Annotated in this window: 20 protein-coding genes and 1 riboswitch; of the genes, 14 read left to right on the top strand and 6 right to left on the bottom strand. The window is 73.5% G+C overall.

What is annotated here, in order from left to right; all coding sequences use genetic code 11:
- The first annotated feature begins 77 nt into the window (after positions 1 to 77).
- Positions 78 to 611 (top strand): winged helix-turn-helix transcriptional regulator, encoded by a 534-nt coding sequence (locus ACIBCA_RS29380; protein WP_396286038.1) that lies wholly within the window; start codon positions 78 to 80, stop codon positions 609 to 611.
- A gap of 146 nt (positions 612 to 757) precedes the next feature.
- Here ACIBCA_RS29380 and ACIBCA_RS29375 read toward each other — a convergent pair whose 3' ends face one another.
- From ACIBCA_RS29375 to ACIBCA_RS29360, 4 genes are all read right to left on the bottom strand, one after another.
- The gene (locus tag ACIBCA_RS29375) at positions 758 to 1,933 is read right to left on the bottom strand and encodes an alpha/beta hydrolase family protein (RefSeq protein ID WP_396286036.1); all 1,176 of its coding nucleotides are present in this window, start codon (positions 1,931 to 1,933) and stop codon (positions 758 to 760) included.
- A gap of 103 nt (positions 1,934 to 2,036) precedes the next feature.
- Positions 2,037 to 3,221: a thiolase family protein gene (locus ACIBCA_RS29370; protein ID WP_396286035.1), complete on the bottom strand. Its 1,185-nt coding sequence runs from the start codon at positions 3,219 to 3,221 to the stop codon at positions 2,037 to 2,039.
- 118 nt (positions 3,222 to 3,339) lie between these two features.
- Positions 3,340 to 4,305, bottom strand: coding sequence for a serine hydrolase domain-containing protein (locus ACIBCA_RS29365; protein ID WP_396286034.1), 966 nt, complete (start codon positions 4,303 to 4,305; stop codon positions 3,340 to 3,342).
- A gap of 101 nt (positions 4,306 to 4,406) precedes the next feature.
- Positions 4,407 to 4,826: an HIT family protein gene (locus ACIBCA_RS29360; RefSeq protein ID WP_396286033.1), complete on the bottom strand. Its 420-nt coding sequence runs from the start codon at positions 4,824 to 4,826 to the stop codon at positions 4,407 to 4,409.
- A gap of 176 nt (positions 4,827 to 5,002) precedes the next feature.
- Here ACIBCA_RS29360 and ACIBCA_RS29355 point away from each other — a divergent pair, with 176 nt between their 5' ends.
- From ACIBCA_RS29355 to ACIBCA_RS29300, 12 genes are all read left to right on the top strand, one after another.
- Positions 5,003 to 5,191: a YegP family protein gene (locus ACIBCA_RS29355; RefSeq protein WP_396286032.1), complete on the top strand. Its 189-nt coding sequence runs from the start codon at positions 5,003 to 5,005 to the stop codon at positions 5,189 to 5,191.
- A 138-nt stretch (positions 5,192 to 5,329) separates the two neighbouring features.
- Positions 5,330 to 5,644: an antibiotic biosynthesis monooxygenase family protein gene (locus tag ACIBCA_RS29350; RefSeq protein WP_396286031.1), complete on the top strand. Its 315-nt coding sequence runs from the start codon at positions 5,330 to 5,332 to the stop codon at positions 5,642 to 5,644.
- 185 nt (positions 5,645 to 5,829) lie between these two features.
- Positions 5,830 to 5,957: riboswitch (FMN riboswitch) on the top strand.
- A gap of 238 nt (positions 5,958 to 6,195) precedes the next feature.
- Positions 6,196 to 6,888 carry a riboflavin synthase gene (locus ACIBCA_RS29345; protein ID WP_396286030.1) on the top strand — a complete coding sequence of 231 codons (693 nt, stop codon included), beginning with the start codon at positions 6,196 to 6,198 and terminating at the stop codon, positions 6,886 to 6,888.
- On the top strand, positions 6,885 to 7,535 hold the full coding sequence (locus ACIBCA_RS29340) for a nicotinamide riboside transporter PnuC (RefSeq protein WP_396286029.1): 651 nt from the start codon (positions 6,885 to 6,887) through the stop codon (positions 7,533 to 7,535). Before ACIBCA_RS29345 ends, ACIBCA_RS29340 begins: the two co-directional genes overlap by 4 nt.
- Positions 7,532 to 8,830 carry a bifunctional 3,4-dihydroxy-2-butanone-4-phosphate synthase/GTP cyclohydrolase II gene (locus tag ACIBCA_RS29335; RefSeq protein WP_396286028.1) on the top strand — a complete coding sequence of 433 codons (1,299 nt, stop codon included), beginning with the start codon at positions 7,532 to 7,534 and terminating at the stop codon, positions 8,828 to 8,830. The genes ACIBCA_RS29340 and ACIBCA_RS29335 overlap by 4 nt, the downstream gene beginning before the upstream one ends.
- Positions 8,831 to 8,877: 47 nt before the next feature.
- Entirely contained in the window at positions 8,878 to 9,351 is a 474-nt protein-coding gene (gene ribH, locus ACIBCA_RS29330) for a 6,7-dimethyl-8-ribityllumazine synthase (RefSeq protein ID WP_396286027.1), read from the top strand.
- Between the two features lie 109 nt (positions 9,352 to 9,460).
- On the top strand, positions 9,461 to 9,733 hold the full coding sequence (locus ACIBCA_RS29325; protein WP_396286026.1) for a phosphoribosyl-ATP diphosphatase: 273 nt from the start codon (positions 9,461 to 9,463) through the stop codon (positions 9,731 to 9,733).
- 55 nt (positions 9,734 to 9,788) lie between these two features.
- A complete protein-coding gene (gene hisG / locus ACIBCA_RS29320) occupies positions 9,789 to 10,637 on the top strand; it encodes an ATP phosphoribosyltransferase (RefSeq protein ID WP_396286025.1) in 849 nt (282 codons plus the stop codon).
- Between the two features lie 114 nt (positions 10,638 to 10,751).
- Positions 10,752 to 11,192: a PH domain-containing protein gene (locus ACIBCA_RS29315; RefSeq protein ID WP_396286024.1), complete on the top strand. Its 441-nt coding sequence runs from the start codon at positions 10,752 to 10,754 to the stop codon at positions 11,190 to 11,192.
- A 214-nt stretch (positions 11,193 to 11,406) separates the two neighbouring features.
- A complete protein-coding gene (locus tag ACIBCA_RS29310; protein ID WP_396286160.1) occupies positions 11,407 to 12,747 on the top strand; it encodes a hemolysin family protein in 1,341 nt (446 codons plus the stop codon).
- Positions 12,744 to 13,784, top strand: a complete 1,041-nt coding sequence (locus tag ACIBCA_RS29305) for a hemolysin family protein (RefSeq protein WP_396286023.1) — start codon at positions 12,744 to 12,746, stop codon at positions 13,782 to 13,784. Before ACIBCA_RS29310 ends, ACIBCA_RS29305 begins: the two co-directional genes overlap by 4 nt.
- A gap of 97 nt (positions 13,785 to 13,881) precedes the next feature.
- Positions 13,882 to 14,865, top strand: coding sequence for an NAD-dependent epimerase/dehydratase family protein (locus ACIBCA_RS29300; RefSeq protein WP_396286022.1), 984 nt, complete (start codon positions 13,882 to 13,884; stop codon positions 14,863 to 14,865).
- 29 nt (positions 14,866 to 14,894) lie between these two features.
- Here ACIBCA_RS29300 and ACIBCA_RS29295 read toward each other — a convergent pair whose 3' ends face one another.
- A complete protein-coding gene (locus tag ACIBCA_RS29295) occupies positions 14,895 to 16,928 on the bottom strand; it encodes an AAA family ATPase (RefSeq protein ID WP_396286159.1) in 2,034 nt (677 codons plus the stop codon).
- A 412-nt stretch (positions 16,929 to 17,340) separates the two neighbouring features.
- Positions 17,341 to 17,919 (bottom strand): hypothetical protein, encoded by a 579-nt coding sequence (locus tag ACIBCA_RS29290; RefSeq protein WP_396286158.1) that lies wholly within the window; start codon positions 17,917 to 17,919, stop codon positions 17,341 to 17,343.
- Between the two features lie 264 nt (positions 17,920 to 18,183).
- Here ACIBCA_RS29290 and ACIBCA_RS29285 point away from each other — a divergent pair, with 264 nt between their 5' ends.
- Complete coding sequence (locus ACIBCA_RS29285) at positions 18,184 to 19,347, top strand: acyl-CoA dehydrogenase family protein (protein WP_396286021.1); 1,164 nt, start codon at positions 18,184 to 18,186, stop codon at positions 19,345 to 19,347.
- Positions 19,348 to 19,425: the final 78 nt, after the last annotated feature.

Here is a 19,425-nt window from a genome sequence, read left to right as displayed (position 1 = left end):
CCGTCTTCTCGGTCGGCACGCTACCACCCATGGTCTGTTCATTGAACCCACTCCGGCCGTGGACTACCCTGGCCCGCATGGCCCTCGGCACCGACTACGAATCCCAGGACTGCAGCCTGGCCCGCGCCCTGGAAGTGATCGGCGAGCGCTGGAGCCTGCTGATCGTCCGCGACGCCTTCTACGGCGTGCAGCGGTTCAACGACTTCCTCACCCACCTCGGCATCCCGAGGGCCGTCCTCACCGCCCGCCTCGGCGCCCTCGTCGAGGCCGGGGTGCTGCGCAAGGAGCCGTACCAGCAGGCGCCGCTGCGCCACGCGTACCTGCTCACCGCCAACGGGCTCGAACTCTGGGGCCCGCTCTACCAGTTGAGCCGCTGGGGCGCCCGGCACGCGATGCAGGACGGGCCGTACCACCTGTTCTCCCACGCCGCCTGCGGCACCGACCTCGACCACCTCGGCCTCTGCCCCCGCTGCGGCGGCGCGCCGGTGGCGCCCACCGGGATCGCCATGCGCCCCAACCCGGCCCGGGCCGCCGGTCGGCGGGACGACCCGGTCTCCCGGGCCATCGCCCGCCCGCACCGGCTGCTCGAACCGGTCGCCTCGGCGGCCTGACACCCGAGAACGCGAGAACCCGAAAGCCCGAGAACGCGAGAACCCGAAAGCCCGAGAGCGCGAAAGCCCGAAAGTCCGAAGGCCCGAGAACCCGAACAGCGGAGCCTCGGAAGGCTCCGCCGCACGGGATCACAGGACCCACGGGATCAGGAGTGGAACCGCACCTCCGGGTTCGCGGCGCTCGGCCCGTCCAGCAACGGCTGGTCGACCCCCTTCAACTGCTGGTCGAAGAAGGCCACCACGTACTGCCGGGTGAGGTCCACCCCGCGACGGGCCGACATCGTGGTGCCCGGGGACCGCGGGATGCCGAGCTTCTCCATGAAGACCGGCAGGTCGGTGAAGCTGCCGTGGTCGGCGCCGTCGAAGAGCAGCCAGCGCTTCCAGCCGTCGAGCCTGGCCCAGGCCTCCTTCCAGGTGTCGCTCTCGCTGCCGTCCGGCTGCGTGTGGCTGATCATCAGGAACGGCTTGTCGCCGATGCCGCCCTCCGGCACGCGGTAGCCGAAGGCGCCGTCCAGGTTCGCCCCGGCCTTGATGCGGTCGTCGGTGAGCATGACCGGGATGGCGGCCGCGCCGCCCGCCGAGTGCCCGGCCATGCCGATGCGGTCGCGGTCGATGAGCCGGGAGTAGCGCCAGGCCGGGTGGGGGCGGTCGGTGAGCTGGTCGAGGACGAAGGAGACGTCCTTCGTCCGGCCCTCCTCGAGGGCCCTGAACCCCGCGTCGCCGTCGATGTTTCCGCAGGCGACGCAGGGGAGCGTTCGCCCGTCCGGGAGGGTGGTCCCGGTATTCTCGTAGGTGTGGTCGACCAGGGCGACGACGTACCCGTGGCTGGTCAACTCCTCGGCCAGGCCGGTGAGTTCGGTGCGCGGCGCGGTGAACCCGGGGGAGAGGACGATCAGCGGGTAGTGCCCGCCGAAGGGGCGCGCGCCCGTCTCCGACCACGTCCGGGCCCCGGCGACCACCTCGGTCGGGATGTGGTTGCCGGCCACCTTGCCGTCCAGGAGCGCCCGGGCGGCGCCGGGGGTCATGTACGGCGCCGGGGTGCCGGTGCCCGCGTGGGCCGGGTAGTACATCGACACCATCAGCTGGCGCGGGCCGGAGGACGGCACCCACGGGTCCGTCCGGGCGGTGTCGACCAGGTGCAGGATCTCCTGCCCGATCGCGAACGGCCCGGTCGGGCGCGGGAGTTCGATGCGCTCGTACGTCGGTGAGCTGGGGGCGGACGCGCCGGCGGGCGCGGCCGGGGCCGGTGAGGCGGCGACCACGGACAGGGGCAGCGCGAGCAGCAGGGCCGCGGTGGCGGCGGTGGTGCGGAATCGGCTCATGCGGTCGACGTTAGGTTTCCCGCAAGGAAGTTGGCGTCCGCTCGGAGGAGTACGGACCCCCTGCGGGGCACCGCCCGCCGCCCCTAAGGGAAGGCAGCCGCGATCAGTTCAGCGCCTCCAGGATCGTCGCGTTGGCCAGGCCACCTGCCTCGCACATGGACTGCAGCGCGAACCGCCCGCCCCGGCGCCGCAGTTCGTGGACGAGCGTGGTCATCAGCCGCGCGCCGCTGGCGCCGAGCGGGTGGCCGAGGGCGATGGCGCCGCCGTTGACGTTGAGCCGGGCGGGGTCGGCGCCGGTCTCCTGGAGCCAGGCCAGGACGACGCTGGCGAACGCCTCGTTGATCTCGAACAGGTCGATGTCGGCGAGCGAGAGCCCCGAGCGGCGCAGCACCTTCTCGGTGGCGGGCAGCACGCCGGTGAGCATCAGCAGCGGGTCCGAGCCGGTGACGGCGAAGGAGTGCAGCCGCGCCAGCGGGCGCAGCCCGAGCTTCGCGGCCGTGTCGCTGCCGGTGATCAGCAGGGCGGAGGCGCCGTCGTTGATGGGGCTGCTGTTCCCGGCCGTCACCGACCAGTCGATCTGCGGGAAGCGCTCCGCGAACGCCGGGTCGGCGAAGGAGGGGCGCAGGCCCGCGAGCACCTCGGGTGTGGTGGCGGGGCGCACCGACTCGTCCATGGTCACCAGCCCGCCGGGCGTGGCCACCGGGACGAGCTCGTCCGTGAACCGGCCCTCGGCGTGCGCCCGCGCCGCCTTGGCGTGCGAGCCGGTCGCGAACTCGTCCATCGCCTCCCGGGTGATCGACCACTTGGCGGCGATCAGCTCGGCGCTGACGCCCTGCGGCACGAGCCCGCCCGGGTAGCGGGCGGCGACCGACCCGCCGAACGGGTCCGCGCCCGCGGGCACGTTGGACCACATCGGCACCCGGCTCATCGACTCGATCCCGCAGGCCACCACCATGTCGTACGCGCCGGACATCACGCCCTGCGCGGCGAAGTGGACGGCCTGCTGGGAGGAGCCGCACTGCCGGTCGACGGTGGTCGCCGGGACGGACTCGGGCAGCCCGGCCGACAGCCAGGCGTAGCGGGCGGTGTTCATCGCCTGCTCGGCGACCTGGTCGACGCAGCCGGCGATCACGTCGTCGACCAGGGCCGGGTCGATGCGGCTGCGGTCGACCAGCGCCCGCAGGGTGCGGCCGAGCAGCTCCACCGGGTGGACGGAGGAGAGCGCGCCCCCCGGCTTGCCCTTGCCGATCGGCGTGCGGACGGCTTCGACGATCACGGCGTCGCGCATGGCGGGCCGCCTTTCCTGTGAGGGTGGGTTGGAAAAGCGAACTCAATATAGGACTAGTGAGTTCGGAAATCCAACCCTCTCGATGGTGGCGCGCTCCCGTGGGGCGGCGGTGGGAATCTCAGGCCGCGCGGGTCTGGAGGCGGCGCAGCAGGGCCGTGGCGGCCGTGTCGGGCGAGCGCTGGGTGGTGAGGGCGACGACGCCGACGGAGGTGGCCGGGTCGAAGGCGACGAAGGCGCGGGAGCCCGGGGCGCCGCCGTGGTGCCAGATCTGCAGGTGGCCGCCCTGCTGGTGGTGGAGGCGGTGCCCGAGCCAGCCGAGGTGCGTCCAGGCGAACCGGTTGACGCGGTGACGGGTCTCCCGGGTGAGCGCGATCGCCGGGGCGAGGGGGCCGTCCGGGGCGTGCTCGGCGGCCAGCTGGGCCTGGAGGAGGAGGACGAGGTCGGCGGCGGTCGAGTGCACGCCCCCCGCGCCGGGCAGTACGACGGGGCGGAGCGCGACGGGCCGCAGCCGGGAGCCGCCCCCGCCGCCGTCCCGTACGCCCGTGCCGGTGAGCCCCAGCGGCTCGCACACCTCGCGCGCCAGCGCCTCGCCGTACCCGGTGCCCGCCCGGTGGGCGAGGGCGAGGCCGAGGAGCCCGGCGCCGAGGCCCGAGTACCGGAAGCCCCGCCCGGGCACCGACCGCAGCCGCGTGCGCCCGAGCCGCTCCAGCACGCACGGGGAGCGGCGCCAGTGCAGGAAGTCCCGGGGCAGGCCCGAGGAGTGCGTGGCCAACTGCCGCAGGGTGACGGGCTGTCCGCGCCGGCTGGGCACCGCGACCTCGCCGTCCAGCACCTCGGCGAGCGGATCGTCCAGGCACACCGTGCCGTCGAGCACGAGCCGCGCGAGCAGCAGGGAGGTGAACACCTTGGAGACGGCACCGATCCCGAACTCCGTCCGCGGCCCCGGCACTTCGCCGCCGGGGCCATCCCGCCCGGCGCCCCGGACCTGCACCTGCCCGCCCGCGAGCCCGGCGACCACCGCGCCGGGGCTCTGCTGCGCGAGCCGGTCGGCGGTCCCCTGAACCAGGTCGGCGAGTTCATCCATGCGCGCGAGCCTAAACGGAGCGGTCCGCCCGGACGTCAGCCGGTCCGCCGCAGCGCCTCCCGCAGCCGGGCCGTGCGGACGTCGGCCAGGCCGCCCGGACGTCAGCCGGTCCGCCGCAACGCCTCCCGCAGCCGGCCCGCGACCGCCGCCGCCTCCGCCTCGTCGGAGTACGTCCGGCGCGGCCAGAAGAACCCCCGCAGCCCGTCCTTGGGATTGCGCGGCACCACATGGACGTGCAGGTGGGGTACGGACTGGCTGATCCGGTTGTTCGCCGCCACGAAGCTGCCCGCCGCGCCGAGCGCCTCCTCCACGGCCGCCGCGACGCGCTGCACGCACAGGAAGAACGGGCCCACCTCGGCGGCCGGCAGGTCGGCCAGGGTGCGGTGGTGGGCGCGCGGGACGACCAGGGCGTGGCCGGGGAACAGCGGCCGGCGGTCCAGGAAGGCGACGGCCGCCTCCTCCTCCAGCACCAGGTGCGCGGGCTCGGCGCCCGCCACCACCGCACAGAACACGCAGTCCATCCCTCCATTCAAACCACCGGCCCCCGGCCCCGGCACCCCCGCAAACCCCGCCCGCCCGGATCTCACCCGGACGGGCTGCGCCCGGGTGCGCCCACCCCGCCGCCGGGCGCACCGTGCTCTCGGGGAGACACCCCCGGGGGGACGCACCCCCACCCCAGGACCGAGGAGGTGGCCCGATGGCGGGCAAGTTCGAGGTTTACGAGGACCACGCGGGCAAGTACCGGTTCCGGCTCAAGGCGGGCAACGGCGAGATCGTCGCCACCGGCCAGGGCTACTCGAGCAAGGACGCCGCCCACAAGGGCGTCGAGGCGGTCCAGCGGGCGGCCGTCGACGCCTCGGTGGTGGACATGCCCAAGGCGGCCTGACGCGGACGGGGAGCCCCCTGCGAGGCGTCGGCCACCTCGAAGCGCGGGGCACCTCCAGGTAAAAATCCCGCCGGACCCCTCCCCACCAGCCCTTTCGCGCCGATAATGGGGCCAGGGACTCCACGGGAGGTGGTGGTCGTGATCGTCAGGATCTGGGCCGGGCAGGTCGTCGCCGGTCGCCTGGAGGAGTTCTGCGCGCACCTGGTCGCCCAGGTGATCCCGCAGCTCGGGCGGACGGACGGCTGCCTGGGCGGCGAACTGCTGCGCGCGGTGGCCGAGGACGGGCAGCGGGTGCTCGTGCTCAGCCGCTGGCGGGACGAGGAGGCCCTGCGCGGCTACGCCGGGCCGATGTGGCGGATCCGGCCGGTCTGGTCGGAAGGGGAGATGACCTACCTCGCGCACCCGCCGGAGGTCAGCCACTTCACGACCACCGCCCTGCCCGCCGCCGCCTGAGCCTCGCCGTCGGGCACGCGCCGTCCGACACGCGCCGTCCGGCACCCGCAGCCCGACCCCCTCCGGAGGGCCCGCTCCGGAGGGGTCGCGCATTCCCGCCCCCCGCGTGAAACAGCCCACACCCCGAGGCCCTCCCTGAGTCCTCGCGCCGCGTGGCACAATGACGGGCATCAGCAGTGACGTTCAGCGCACTCCGGGGTCGGTGAAAATCCGAACCGGCGGTTACAGTCCGCGACCCGTCCGCAGCCAGCGGCCGGTTGACCAGGTGAAATTCCTGGACCGACGGTTAAAGTCCGGATGGGAGGCGTGCGCGGGCGGACGAAGAGCAGTATCCGTGGTTCCACGAGGGCGATCACGACCGCACGAGCACGCGGTCGCGGAACGAACGAGCAGGACCACGGCCAGGTGAGTGACGGGAGAGCGATCCCCCGGCGGCCCCGAACGCCCCACCCCGACCAGGGGTACGGCCACGGGACCTGCGCACCGGTGCCCGTCCGTGTCATCTCCCCCTGCCGCCCCGGAGTCCGCGCCCCAAGCGCGAGGAGACCCGGGTGTTCACCGGCATCATCGAAGAGCTCGGCGAGGTCGTGTCGATCGAGGAGATCGGCGACTCCTCGCGAATCCGCCTGCGCGGCCCGGTGGTCTGTGCCGATGCCGGCCACGGCGCCTCCATCGCGGTCAACGGCGTCTGCCTCACCGTCGTCGACACCCCCGAGGAACTGGCCGCCGGCACCGGCGAGTTCAGCGCCGACGTGATGGCCGAGACCCTCCACCGCTCCAGCCTGGGCGAGTTGAAGCCCGGCTCGCCGGTCAACCTCGAGCGCGCCATGGCCCTCGGCGCCCGCCTCGGCGGACACCTGGTGCAGGGTCATGTCGACGCCACCGGGCGGCTGTTGAGCCGCGAGCCCGGCGAGCGCGACGCCGACGGCGACCTGCGCTGGGAGGTGCTGCGCTTCTCGCTGCCCGCCACCGTCTCCCGCTACCTGGTGGAGAAGGGCTCGATCACGGTCGACGGCGTCAGCCTCACCGTGGTGGAGGCGGCCCTCGACAGCTTCACCGTCAGCCTCATCCCGGCCACCCTCGCCCTGACCACGCTCGGCGCGAAGAGCGTCGGCGAGAGCGTCAACCTGGAGGTGGACGTCCTCGCCAAGTACGTGGAGCGCCTCCTCGAGGCCCGCACGCTCCCGACCCTTCCCACCCTTCCCACCCTGCCCAACCTGCCCGAGACGGGGGAATCCAAGTGAGCTGGCTCAGCGGAGAGGCGTTCACCGTCCTCGGCGAACACGTGAAGTGGGCCGACATGATCGGCAACCTGCTCGGCTTCGGCGCCCTCGCCCTCGGCTGGCGCCGCTCGATGTGGAGCTGGCCCGTGCAGCTCCTGTCCGGCGTCGTGCTGATCGCCGCCTACCTCGGCGGCCACGTCCCCGGCCTGATCGGCAAGCAGCTGATCATCATCACCACGGCCGTCTGGGGCTGGCGGCAGTGGCGCCTCGGCCGCCGCGCCGACACCGGCACGATCGCCGTACGGTTCGCCACCTGGACCGAGCGCGCCGTTCTGGCCGGCGGCACCGCAGCCGCCACCGTCGCCCTGGCGCTGCTCTTCACCTCGTACCCGAGCCTGTCCTGGAGCCCCTGGTCGGACGCCTACATCTTCGTCGGCACCCTGGCCGCGATGATCGCCCAGGCGCGCGGCTGGCTGGAGTTCTGGTTCGCCTGGATCGCCGTCGACGTGGTCGGCGTCCCCTTCGCCTTCAACAGCGGCTACACCTTCTCCGGCCTCACCTACTCCGTCTACTTCGTCCTGGTGATCCTCGGCCTGCGCTCCTGGTGGATGAGCACCCGTGAGCCCCGAGTCACCACCGCCAACGTCCCGCAGGGAGTCACGGCATGACCGAGAACCGGAAGACGCAGCACGCGAGCACGGACCAGCTGGACGAGTCGGACGAGTCGGCGGAGATCGTCCTCGACCCGGTCGAGCGCGCCATCGCCGACATCGCCCTCGGGCGGGCCGTGATCGTGGTCGACGACGAGAACCGCGAGAACGAGGGCGACTTCATCTTCGCCGCCTCCGCCGCCACCCCCGAGCTGATGGCCTTCACCGTCCGCTACAGCTCCGGCGTCATCTGCGTCCCCATGACCGGGGACGAGCTGGACCGCCTCAAGCTCCCGCCCATGACGGCCGTCAACGAGGACCGCAAGGGCACCGCCTACGCCGTCTCCGTGGACGCCCGCGAGGGCGTGGACACCGGCATCTCCGCCGCCGACCGCGCCCGTACCGTACGGCTGCTCTCCTCGCCCGGCACCGAGCCCGGCGACCTCACCCGCCCCGGGCACGTGTTCCCGCTGCGCGCCGTCGAGGGCGGCGTGCTGGCCCGCCCCGGCCACACCGAGGCCACCGTCGACCTGGCCCGCCTCGCCGGGCTGGCGCCGGCCGGCGTCTGCGTCGAGGTGGTCAACGACGACGGCACCATGGCGCGGCTGCCCGAGCTGGTCGTCTTCGCCCGCGAGCACGGCCTCGCGATCATCTCGATCGCGGACCTGATCGCCTACCGCCGCCGCACCGAGCTGCACGTGGACCGGGCCGCCGTCACCTCCCTGCCCACCCAGTACGGCGAGTTCACCGCCGTCGGCTACCAGGGCACCATCGACGGCGTCGAGCACCTCGCCCTGGTCGCGGGCGGCCTCGGCCCGGACGGGCGGCTGCCGGACGGCGAGGACGTGCTGGTGCGCGTCCACTCCGAGTGCCTGACCGGCGACGTCTTCGGCTCGCTGCGCTGCGACTGCGGCCCGCAGCTGGACGCCTCGCTCCAGCGCGTGGCCGAGACCGGCCGGGGCGTGGTGCTCTACCTGCGCGGCCACGAGGGCCGGGGGATCGGCCTGATGCACAAGCTGCGGGCGTACGAACTCCAGGAGCAGGGGCGCGACACCGTCGACGCCAACCTGGACCTGGGCCTGCCCGCCGACGCCCGCGACTACAGCATCGGCGCCCAGATGCTGGTGGACCTCGGCGTCCGCTCGCTGACCCTGCTCACCAACAACCCGGACAAGCTCACCGCGCTCACCGACCACGGCCTCAAGGTCAAGGGGCGCGAGGCCGTCGAGATCGCGCCGGGCGAGCACAACCTGCGCTACCTGCGCACCAAGCGCGACCGGATGGGCCACGACCTGCCCGGCCTGGGCTCCTGAACCAGGCTCCCGAACCACCCGACCACGTACGAAAGCAGGAACAGAGCATGAGCGGCCACGGAGCCCCCGCACTGACCATCGACGGCGCCGCCGACCTCAAGGTCGCGGTCATCGCCGCCCAGTGGCACGACCAGGTGATGAACGGCCTGCTGGACGGCGCCCACCGCGCCCTCAAGGAGCTGGGCATCGCCGAGCCCACCGTGCTGCGCGTGCCCGGCACCTTCGAGCTGCCGGTGGCCGCCAAGCGCCTCGCCGAGCGCGGCTACGACGCCGTGGTCGCCCTCGGCGTGGTGATCCGCGGCGGCACCCCGCACTTCGACTACGTCTGCCAGGCCGCCACCGCCGGCCTCACCCAGGTCAGCGTGGACACCGGCGTCCCCGTCGGCTTCGGCGTGCTGACCTGCGACAACGAGGAGCAGGCCCTCGACCGGGCCGGCCTGCCGGGCTCCGCCGAGGACAAGGGCCACGAGGCCGTCACCGCCGCCGTCGCCACCGCCGCCACCCTGCGCGCCCTGCACTGACACCGTCGGCCTCCGGCACCCCGTCCGGACCGTGGACGTCCACCGGACCGTCCACGGTCCGGAATCGTTTACCTCCGCATCGCCCGCACGCCGTAAGGTGAGTCCCATCATGGCTTCGAAGACATTCGAGGAGCTCTTCTCCGAGCTCCAGCAGAAGGCCGCCACCGGCGACCCCTCGACCTCCCGTACCGCCCAGCTCGTCCAGCAGGGTGTGCATTCGATCGGCAAGAAGGTCGTCGAGGAGGCCGCCGAGGTCTGGATGGCCGCCGAGTTCCAGTCGGACGAGCAGACGGCCGAGGAGATCTCGCAGCTCCTCTATCACCTTCAGGTGATGATGATCGCCCGCAAGCTGACGCTCGACGACGTCTACAAGTACCTCTGAGCCCCGCCCCGTTCAGTAGCCCTCCCTCCCCCGACAGGTAAGGAAGCAACCTCCCATGCTGCGCATCGCCGTCCCCAACAAGGGTTCTCTCTCGGGTCCCGCGGCGGAGATGCTCCATGAGGCCGGCTACCGCCAGCGCAAGGACCCGAAGGAACTGGTCCTGGTCGACCCGAACAACGAGGTCGAGTTCTTCTTCCTGCGCCCGCGCGACATCGCCGTCTACGTCGGCTCCGGCCGCCTCGACGTGGGCATCACCGGCCGCGACCTGCTGCTGGACTCGCACTCCAACGCGGAGGAGGTCCTCGCGCTCGGCTTCGCCGCGTCGACCTTCCGCTTCGCCCGCCCCGAGGGCGTGCAGGTCGAGGACGTCAAGGGCCTGGAGGGCCTGCGCATCGCCACCTCCTACACGGGCCTGGTCGAGCAGCACCTCGCCGACAACGGCGTGAACGCGACGGTCACCAAGCTGGACGGCGCGGTCGAGACCGCGGTGCAGCTCGGCGTCGCCGACGTGATCGCCGACGTGGTGGAGACCGGCACCAGCCTGCGCAACGCGGGCCTGGAGGTCTTCGGCGAGCCGATCCTGGTCTCCGACGCCGTGGTGATCCGCCCCAAGGGCGCCGGCGAGGACCCGGGCGTGGACCAGTTCCTGCGCCGCCTCCAGGGCGTCCTGGTGGCCCGCCGCTACGTGCTGATGGACTACGACATCCGGGCCGAGAAGGTCGGCGCCGCCGTGGCGCTCACCCCGGGCCTGGAGTCGCCGACCGTCTCCCCGCTGCACACCGAGGGCTGGGTGGCCGTGCGCTCGATGGTGCTGCGCAAGGAGGCCCAGCAGATCATGGACGACCTGTGGGGCATCGGCGCCCGCGCGATCCTGGTCACCAACATCCACGCCTGCCGCCTCTGACCGGCCCACCCCGCACCGGGGCGCCACAGGTAAAGAACGGTTCAATAGGGGCGGGGACGCCGGCCGGCGTCCCCGCCCCTGTGCTGCCGCCACCCGAACCACCGGAGACCGAACGTGTCCACGCCGCCCGTCCAGTTCCCCGTCACCTGGGCGCCCCGCCGCACCCGCGCCGTGCTGCTGCCGGTCTGCGCGCTGCTGGTGGCGCTGTTCGTCGTGCTGGCCGTGCTGCTCCCGGAGAGCTGGCAGCTCAACGACCGGATCATGATGGTCATGAGCGGCGTCCTGTTCGCCGCCGTGGGCCTGATGCTGGCCCGCCCCCGGGTGAGCGCCGACGCGGACGGCGTGACGGTGGTCAACTTCGTCCGCACCCGCCGCCTGGCCTGGGCCGAGATCGTCCGGGTCAACTTCCGCCAGGGCGACCCGTGGGCCACCCTCGACCTCGCCGACGGCACCTCGCTCGCCGCCGTCGGCATCCAGCCCGGCGTCGGCCGCGACCAGGCCATCGCGGACGCCCGCGCCCTGCGCGACCTGGTCGACCACCACGCGCGCGGGTAGCAGCGGCTGGCAGGGTCCCGAACGGGCTTCCGGGCCCGGTCCGGGTATGGTCTACGCTGGTAAAAGCGGGGCAAAGTCGTCGCCCCGTACGAAAGCGATCCTGGAAACGTTCCAGAGAACGACCTGAGGAGTGACACCCCCCCTCGATGGACGATCCGTCCTGTAGTACCTGCGCCGCCTCGCTCCCGACCACCGGAAGGCAGGCGGCACTGTGATCACCGCCTGGCTGCTGTTGCTCGCGGCCGTCCTGCTGATCCTCGCCAACGGCCTCTTCGTCGCCGCCGAGTTCGCCTTCGTGACCGTCGAGCGCGGGGCGGTGGACCGCGCCGCCGCGGCCGGTGACGCCAAGTCCGGCCGCGTGGCCAGGGCCCTGCGGCACCTCTCCTTCGAACTCTCCGGCGCCCAGCTGGGCATCACCGTCACCTCCCTGGTGGTCGGCATGCTCGCCGAGCCGGCCCTGTCCACACTGCTGAGCCCCGTCACGACCGCCGTCGGCGTGCCCGACGCGGCCGCGCGCGGCGTCGCCGTGGTGGTCGGCATGGTGCTCGCCACCGTCGTCCAGATGGTGATCGGCGAGCTGGTGCCGAAGAACTGGGCGATCTCCCGCCCGCTCCAGGTGGCCCGCGCGGTCGCCGCCCCGCACATGGCCTTCTCCCTCGTCTGCCGCCCGCTGATCCGCTTCCTGAACGGCGTGGCCGACCGGACGGTGCGCGCCTTCGGCGTCGAACCGCAGGAGGAGCTGGACCACGCCCGCACCCCGGACGAGCTGGTCGCCCTGGCCCGCCACTCGGCGAAGGCCGGCGCCATAGACGAGGAGTCGGCGCGGCTGTTCGTCCGCACCCTGGGCCTGAGCGAGCTCACCGCCGAGTCCGTGATGACCCCGCGCATCGACGTCTCCGCCCTGCAGGGCGACGCCACCGCCTCCGACGTCATCAACCTCACCCGGGCCACGGGCCTGTCCCGCTTCCCGGTGTACGCCGACAGCCTGGACGAGGTCACCGGCATCGTCACGCTCAAGGACGCCCTCGCCGTCCCGGCCGCCCGCCGCGGCCTGGTCCGCGTGGCCGAGCTGGCCGCGCCCCCGCTGCTGGTGCCCGAGACCCTGCCCGCCGAGCGGCTGCTCGACCGGCTGCGCAAGCTCCAGCCGATGGCCATCGTCGTGGACGAGTACGGCGGCACCGCCGGCGTCGTCACCGTCGAGGACATCGTCGAGGAGATCGTCGGCGAGGTGCAGGACGAGCACGACCCGGCCGACCACCCCGACCTCATGGCCCTGCCCGCCGTCGACGGCCTGCCCGTCTGGCAGGCGGACGGCCGCGCCCGGCTCGACCAGCTGGAGCGCATCGGCCTGCACGCCCCGGACGGACCGTACGAGACCCTGGCCGGCCTGGTCGCCGACCTGCTCGGCAAGCTCCCCGAGGTCGGCGAGCGGGCCGAACTGCCCGGCTGGCGGCTCACCGTCACCGGCGTCGACCGCCACCGCACCAGCGAGGTCCGGGTGGAGCGCACCACCGCGCCCACGCTGTTCGGCGACGAGAGGGAGGGCTCCCGATGACCGCCCTCCAACTCCTGGTCGCGCTGCTGCTCCTGCTCGGCAACGCCTTCTTCGTCGGCGCCGAGTTCGCCGTCGTCTCCGTGCGCCGCAGCCAGATCGAGCCGCTCGCCGAGGCCGGCAACAAGCGCGCCCGCACCGTGCTGCACGCCCTGTCCAACGTCTCCGCGATGCTGGCCGCCGCCCAACTGGGCATCACCGTCTGCTCGCTGGGCCTCGGCGCGCTCGCCGAGCCGACCATCGCCTCCCTGCTGGAGGGCCCGTTCCACGCGATCGGCGTCCCCTCCGGCCTGATGCACCCGCTCAGCTACGGCATCTCCCTCGCCGTGGTCGTGTTCCTGCACATGGTGATGGGCGAGATGGTGCCCAAGAACATGGCCATGGCCGGCCCCGAGCGCGCCGCGCTCTTGCTCGGCCCGCCGCTGGACCGGCTGGCCCGCTGGCTCGCCCCGGTCATCCGCGTGCTGAACAGCCTCGCCAACGCCGTGCTCCGGCTGTTCCGGGTGGAGGCCAAGGACGAGGTCGAGTCGGTGTTCACCACCGAGCAGCTGATGTACCTGCTCGTCGACTCCCGGGACGCGGGCCTGCTCGACGAGGGCCGCCAGGAACGCCTGGAGGACGCCCTGGAGATGGGCCACCGCCCGGTCACCGACGTCCTGCTGCGCCCCGAGCAGCTCGTCACCGTGGACACCAAGGTGACGGCCGCCGAGGTCGAGGAGCTCGCCCTGCGCACCGGCTTCTCCCGCTTCCCGGTCACCGACGGGGACCCTGCGGGCCACGGGTACCTGGGCTACCTGCACCTCAAGGACATCCTCGACGTCGACGACCCGTCGGCGCCCGTCCCGGCCCGCCTGTGGCGCCCGATCACGGTGCTGCGCGGCAGCCTCCCGCTGGACGACGCCCTCGGCGCGATGCGCAGGGCCACCTGCCACCTGGCGGCGGTCCTCGACCAGGACGGCCGCACGCTGGGCGTGGTGATGCTGGAGGACGTCCTGGAGGAACTGGTCGGCGAGATGCACGACCCGGACCACCGCGCCTGATCCCACCGCGCCTGAGCCCTTCCGTTCACTCGCAGCGATTCTGCCGACAGCAGTGAGCGCTTCCCATGCCGGCCACCCTCGTCGCAGGGTGGTCGGCATGAGACTTCTGCTGCTGGGTGGGACGAACTTCGTCGGACGGGCCCTCGCCGAGGACGCGCTGGCCAGGGGCTGGGAGGTGACCGCCCTCAATCGCGGCAACCGGCCCGCCCCCGAGGGCGTGCGGGCGCTGACCGGGGACCGTACGGCCGAGGGCGGCCTCGCGGCGCTCGCGGCGGGGGAGTGGGACGCGGTGGTGGACACCTGGTCCTGGGCCCCCGCCGCGGTCCGCGACAGCGCCCGCGCCCTGGAGGGCCGGGTCGGCCACTACACGTACATCTCCAGCCGCTCGGTGTACGACTACCCGCTGAGCGCCGGGGCCGACGAGAGCGCCCCCGTGGTCGACTCCTCCCCGGACCTCACCGGCGAGGTGCCCTACGCCGAGGCCAAGCGCGGCGCCGAGATCGCCCTGGAGGAGTGCTACGGCGGCCGGGCGCTGCTGGTGCGCGCCGGGCTCATCCTCGGCCCCCACGAGGACATCGGGCGGCTGCCCTGGTGGCTCGGCCGGATCGCCCGCGGCGGCCCGGTGCTCGCCCCCGGCCCGCGCGAGCAGGCTCTGCAGTACATCGACGTCCGTGACCTCGCCCGCTGGACCCTGGACGCGACGCGGGCCCGCCTCGGCGGCCCGTACAACGTGGTGAGCCCCTCCGGGCACGCCACCATGGGCGAACTGCTGGACGCCTGCGTGCGGGCCACCGGCTCGGACGCCGACCTGCGCTGGACGGCGCCGGAGAGGATCCTCGCCGCCGGGGTCGCGCCCTGGACGGAGCTGCCGATCTGGCTGGCCCCGGGCGAGCTGTACGACTTCCTGCACACCGGCTCGGTCGCCCGCGCCGAGGCCGCCGGTCTGCGCTGCCGGCCCGTCGCCGAGACGGTCGCGGACACCTGGGCCTGGCTGCGCTCGATCGGCGGCACCGCCCCGCAGCGCGCCGACCGGCCAGCGGTCGGGCTGGACCCCGCGCGCGAGGCCGAGCTCCTGGCGTGATGTGGGAGGCGTGATGCAGGAGGCGCGACTCAGGAGCGGCCGTCGATCAGTTCCCCGTACGCCTGCACCAGGTCCGGCAGCCGCAGGGTCGAGAGGTCCTCGCGGCCCGGCGGCTCGCGCAGCAGCGAGAGTCGCAGGTCCCGGTAGGCGCAGGACTTCTCGTACAGGGTGCGGATGAACCGGCCGTTGCCCAGTTCGTCGATCCAGCCCTCGCGGACCACGTGGGTGCAGATGCTCGCCAGCTCCTCGGCCGCGTCCTCGTCCCAGCCGTCGCCGTCCCGGCCGGCCAGCGCCGCGCCGATCGCGGTCAGCTCGCCGGGGCGGTAGCTGGGGAAGTCCACCCGGGTGGTGAAGCGGGAGTTGAGGCCCGGGTTGGTGGCCAGCAGCCGGTTCATGCCCTCGGGGTAGCCGGCGAGGATGACCACCAGCCGGTCCCGGTTGTCCTCGGCGCGCTTGAGGAGCACCTGGAGGGCCTCGTCGCCGTAGGCATCGCCCTTGGTGTAGCCGGAGTTGGAGAGGCTGTACGCCTCGTCGATGAACAGCACGCCGTCCAGCGCCGAGTCGATCAGCTCGTTCGCCTTCACGGCCGTCTGTCCGAGGAACTCGCCCACCAGGTCCGCCCGTTGGGCCTCCACCAGGTGGTCCCCGGAGAGCAGGCCCAGGGCGTGGAACACCCGGCCGAGTATCCGGGCCACGGTGGTCTTGCCGGTGCCGGAGGGGCCGGAGAAGACGAAGTGCCGCTTGGGCGGCTGCACGGGCAGGCCCTGCTCGGCCCGCAGCCGCGACATCCGCAGCTGGGCGGACAGCGCCCGCACCTGCCGCTTGACCGGCTCCAGGCCCACCATCAGCTCGAGTTCGGCCAGGGCGGCGTCCAACTCCCGCTCGTCATCAGCCGGTTGGGCGGCGGCCACACCCTCGGCCCGGGGCTCGGCCACCGCCCGTACGGGCAGCGGCGCGGAGGACGCCTGGCCGGGCTGGCCGGTCTGTCCAGGTTGGCCGGTCTGGCCGGGCGCCGTCGCGGAGCCGGTCCGCTCCCCGGCGGCCTGCGGGGCACCGCCGTCGACGGTCACGCCCTCGGCGGTCGCACCCTCGCCGGGCCCGGCCTCCGCCACGCCCTCCTGCGGCGCAGCGCCGTTCAGCAGGGAGCCGTTCATCAGCACGCCGTCCGCCAGCACGCCGTCCGACAGCGGTGAGTCCGCCAGCGGCGAGTCCGACAGCGGGCCCTCCAGCAGCGCCGCCTGCTCGGAGAGGCCGAAGCCCGGCCCGTCCACGAACAGCGTCTCGTCCTGGTACCCGACGGGCTCCGCCACCCCGCCCTCGCCCGGCCGGATGCCCGTCAGCAGCCCGTCCGCGAGGGCGTCCTCGGCGGCGATGGCCGCCAGCCGGGCCGCCGTGTCCATGAACGCCTGGTCCGCCCGGTGCACCGCCCGGTACAGCGGCAGCGCGGCGGCGCTGCGCCCGGCTCCCTCGTACGCCCGCGCCAGCCAGTACCGCAGCTCCTTGCGCTGCGGCTGCTCGGAGCGGCAGCGGGCCAGGGAGGCGGCCAGCGGGCCCTGCGCCTGGGCGCACATGTCCAGGCGGACCCGGGCCATCCCCGCGAACAGGCCGGCCTCTATGCCGAGCATCGGGTCGTCCAGCAGCCGGTCGGTGTCGCGGATCAACTGCTCCCAGTCCTTGAGCAGGTAGGAGCGGCAGGCGTACAGGAACTGCGCGGACGGGTCCTCGCTCGCGGGCGCGCACTGCTCCAACGCCCGGTCCAGCTCGGCGAGGTGGCGTCCGTCCAGCCAGTGCGAGGCGTGCGCCAGGGCGAGGTCGCGGGTGTTCTCCAGCACGGGCTGCACCCACCAGCCCAGCCAGTACCAGGAGCTGAGCGGGCGTCGGTGCAGGCGCCGCTGTTCGCCGAAGCGGCTCTGGTTGCGGTACATGGCGAGCAGGGCGGCGGAGGTGTCGCTGCGCAGGGCGTGCAGGCCGAGCCAGGCGTCGGCCATGCCGGGGTCGAGCCGGACGGCGGCGCGGAACTCCTCCTCGGCGCGGGCGTAGGCGCCGGCCGTGTAGGCGTCCATGGCACGCTGCCAGGCGCGGTCGGCGAGCCGGTCCGGGCCGCCCGCCGTGCTGTCGGAACTGTCCACCGTCGTCACTCACGCCCCCCGCCGTGTGGCCCGGGGCGCGGCCCGGCGGATGGTCTGCGCACAACCGGGCCGGTGGTCGTCGTGCCCCCGGGGCGCATCCGCGCCTGTCAGGAATCGTACCGGGGCGGGGCTGATCCGGAAGGGTGTCGCGCGGGGTCAAATGCGATCGCGGGGGCGGTCGTTGACCGTCCGTCGGCCTGTTCGGCCGCACGGGGGCGAATTTCGGAAGGGGGCGGAGCGGTGCCCCCGGCTCACGGGGGAACAAGCCGGGGACACCGGGTCCGTCGCGGCCGGAAGCGGGCGTTCCGGCGGCTGTGGAGAACCTAAGCCGTGCCAACGCCGCAGGTCAAGAGCTTGTTGAAGGTTCACCGACGGTGCTCGGCGCGATCCGCCCGGTCACCCCGTCGACCCGCGTCGCGGCGTACGGCCGGCTCGGGTCGGCGGCGAAATGTGCCGATTCGGCCTGCGCCCAGCCCGCCCAGAAATCGGCCAGTTCCGGACCGTCCCTCAACTCCCCGCGCCGGCGGGCCGAAGCGGCGTCCAGCTCCATCCAGATCACCCGGGCGAGCCACGGCCGCACCGCCCGCCGCCCGGCGCCGACGCCCTCCACCAGCACCACCGGCGCGGGCGGCACCACGGCCGTGCCCGCGAAGCGGCGCAGCGTCCAGTCGTACACCCCGTGCCGCGCCTCCTGCCCCGCCGCCAGCGGCGCGATCACCTGCTCCCGCAGGCGGCCCGTCCAGCCGAAGAGCTCCTCGTGGGTGGCCAGGTCGTCCAGGTGCACCACCGGGGCGCCGCCGAGGGCGGCCGCCAGCCGGGCGGCGAAGGTGGTCTTGCCGGAGCCCGCGTGCCCGTCCACCGCGACCAGCCGCACCGGCCCGCAGGAGGGCGCCAGCGCGCCCAGCTCCCCGGCGAGCGAGGTCAGCGAGGTCGGCGAGGTCGGAGAGGAGGCGGAAAGAGGTCCGGAAGCAGCCACAACGGCAACCCTACGGTGCCGTAGCCCACCACTGCGGACAGTTGATCTGTGCTGGTCGTGACGCCGGGCCGGGATTCGGGCATACTCGCCTTCGCCACGCCTGTGAACGGCCGTTCACCGCAACCCGGTGCCCGGTCGGGCCGACCCCGCCACACCCGCGCCGGACCAGCCGAAACCCCGGCCCGGTGCCCGATCGAGGAGGCGACCACCGCCATGACCCCCTCTCCTGCGAAAGCCGTGGAGCGCCAGCTGCCCAGCGAGGAGGCCCGTGAGCTGCTGAGCCTCACCCGGGAGCTGGTCCAGCGCGAGCTGCGGCCGCGCGCGGCGCAGGACGAGGACGCGGGCCGCTTCCCCCGGGAGGTCTTCCGCACCCTCGGTGAGGCGGGCCTGCTCTCCCTGCCGTACGACGAGAAGTACGGCGGCGGCGCCCAGCCGTACGAGGTGTACCTCCAGGTGCTGGAGGAGCTCGCCTCCGGCTGGCTCGCGGTCGGCCTCGGCGTCAGCGTCCACACCCTCTCCTGCCACGCGCTGGCCACCTTCGGCAGCGAGGAGCAGCGCGACAAGTGGCTGCCCGCCATGCTGTCCGGCGAGCAGCTCGGCGCCTACTGCCTCTCCGAGCCGCAGTCCGGCTCGGACGCGGCCGCGTTGCGCACCCGCGCCGACCTCGACGGCGAGACGTACGTCGTCAACGGCACCAAGGCGTGGATCACCCACGGCGGCCAGGCCGACTTCTACAGCGCCCTGGTGCGCACCGGCGCCGAGGGCCCCAAGGGCATCAGCTGCCTGCTGGTGCCCGGCGTCACCGAGGGGCTCTCCGCCGCCCCGCCGGAGCACAAGATGGGCATGCGCTCCTCGCCCACCGCCCAGCTGCACTTCGACGGCGCCCGCGTCTCCCGCGACCGGCTGATCGGCGAGGAGGGCCAGGGATTCCAGATCGCGCTCGCCGCGCTGGACTCCGGCCGCCTCGGCATCGCCGCCTGCGCGATCGGCGTCGCCCAGGCCGCGCTGGACCTCGCCGTGGAGTACGCCCGCACCCGCAAGCAGTTCGGCCGGGCGATCGCCGACTTCCAGGGCCTGTCGTTCCTGCTCGCCGACATGGCCACCCAGATCGAGGCCGGCCGCGCGCTCTACCTGTCCGCCGCGCGGCTGCGCGACGCGGGCCTGCCGTTCTCCAAGGAGGCGGCGATGGCCAAGCTGTTCTGCACCGACACGGTGATGCGGGTGACCACCGACGCCGTCCAGGTGCTCGGCGGCTACGGCTACACCCAGGACTTCCCGGCCGAGCGCTACATGCGCGAGGCCAAGGTCCTGCAGATCGTCGAGGGCACCAACCAGATCCAGCGCCTGGTCATCGGCCGCCACCTCACCAAGGGCTGAGCCCCTCAGGGCTGAGCGCCCAGGGCCGGGAGCCCATCTCATACGGCCGCCGGCCGTCACTCCAGGGTGCGGAGTGAC

Source organism: Kitasatospora sp. NPDC051170, assembly GCF_044455705.1.
GTDB lineage: Bacteria > Actinomycetota > Actinomycetes > Streptomycetales > Streptomycetaceae > Kitasatospora.
This window is presented reverse-complemented; position numbering and strand designations above follow the sequence as displayed.